The organism is Daejeonella sp., from assembly GCF_049655485.1.
Taxonomy (GTDB): domain Bacteria; phylum Bacteroidota; class Bacteroidia; order Sphingobacteriales; family Sphingobacteriaceae; genus Daejeonella.
In genome coordinates, this window is sequence record NZ_JBASJU010000361.1 from 1 (window position 1) to 1757 (window position 1757).

General features: G+C 40.8%; 1 protein-coding gene. It reads left to right on the top strand.

The genetic code is table 11. From position 1 onward, the window contains the following. Nucleotides 1-1757: tRNA uridine-5-carboxymethylaminomethyl(34) synthesis enzyme MnmG (gene mnmG / locus WBJ10_RS14705; protein WP_424291603.1), on the top strand; the 1757-nt coding region annotated here is incomplete at both ends.

A 1757-nucleotide genomic window follows, 5' to 3' on the forward strand; every position in this document is an offset into this window, starting at 1 on the left:
CCATGAACATGGCAACCATTGCACAGATGAGTTGTAATCCGGCTATGGGCGGTGTTGCCAAAGGTCAGATAGTCCGTGAGATTGACGCCCTCGGTGGATACTCCGGTATTATTTCCGATCGAACAACACTTCAATTTAGAATGCTTAACAGCTCAAAAGGACCAGCAATGTGGAGTCCACGAGCGCAGATAGATCGGGTAAAATTTGCTGAAGAGTGGCGATACAATTTGGAGCAAACACCCAATGTGGATTTTTGGCAGGACACAGTAGTCGGGATAAAAACCGATGGTGATCGAATAACTGGCGTTACCACTTCCCTTGGCATTGAAATAGCTTGTAAGGCAGTGGTCCTAACAAATGGGACTTTCCTAAACGGAATGATTCATATCGGGGAAAAACGATTTGGTGGAGGAAGGACGGGAGAAAAAGCAGCCACGGGGATAACAGAACAACTAGTAAAACTAGGATTTGAATCCGGAAGAATGAAAACGGGAACACCACCACGTGTTGACGGACGATCGCTGGATTATTCAAAAATGGAAGAGCAATGGGGAGACGAAATACGGGGAAGGTTTTCGTATACCGACGTTGAACTCCCAAAAGATCAAAGATGCTGCTGGATTACTTACACCAATCAAGAAGTTCACGACACACTTAAAGAAGGGTTTGAAAAATCGCCAATGTTTACTGGCAGAATTAAAGGATTAGGTCCAAGATATTGCCCGTCTATAGAAGATAAAATAAATCGTTTTGCCGAAAGAGACCGTCATCAGATTTTTGTAGAACCTGAAGGCTGGAACACTGTCGAAATTTATGTAAACGGATTCTCTACTTCATTACCAGAAGATGTTCAATATAGAGCCTTAACTAAAATTCCTGGATTTGAAAAAGTGAAAATGTTCAGACCAGGATATGCGATAGAATATGACTACTTTCCACCAACACAATTAAAGTTAACACTGGAAACCAAGAAAATAAATAACCTCTATTTCGCAGGTCAAATCAATGGTACAACAGGGTATGAGGAGGCAGCCTGTCAGGGATTTATGGCCGGGATTAATGCCCACCAAAAATTAAAAGAAAAAGAAGAACTTGTACTGAAAAGATCAGAATCTTATATTGGCGTACTCATCGATGATTTGGTCACTAAAGGAACAGAAGAACCATATAGAATGTTCACCTCGCGAGCGGAACACCGTCTGTTGCTTAGACAGGACAATGCGGATATACGATTAACACCTATAGGACATAAACTCGGACTAATTTCAAATGAACGTTTAGATAAAGTAAATTCAAAAATCAGAAATGCAGATTCGATAGTAAACTATTTAAAATCCACTTCAATAACTCCTGAAGCTGTTAACCCGGCACTTACAGTCGCTGAAACACCGGGAATTTCCCAGAGTGTAAGGCTCTTCCAATTGATAACCAGGCCACAAATAACTTTCGAAAAAATAAGAAGCGCCGACCCGACGTTTGATAAGATGCTTTCCGATCACGATACTGATACTATCGAACAGGCTGAAATAAAAGTCAAATATGAAAGCTACTTTACAAAAGAAATGGAAATTGTAGATAAGATGAAGAGAATGGAGGACCACATCATAAATACAGAATTCAATTACCTAGGACTTCTCTCCCTCTCTAAAGAGGCAAGAGAAAAACTGATGAAAATAAAACCAAGAACTTTGGGCCAGGCATCCAGAATATCTGGAGTATCCCCTTCTGATATTTCAGTTCTTATGGTCCACATGGGC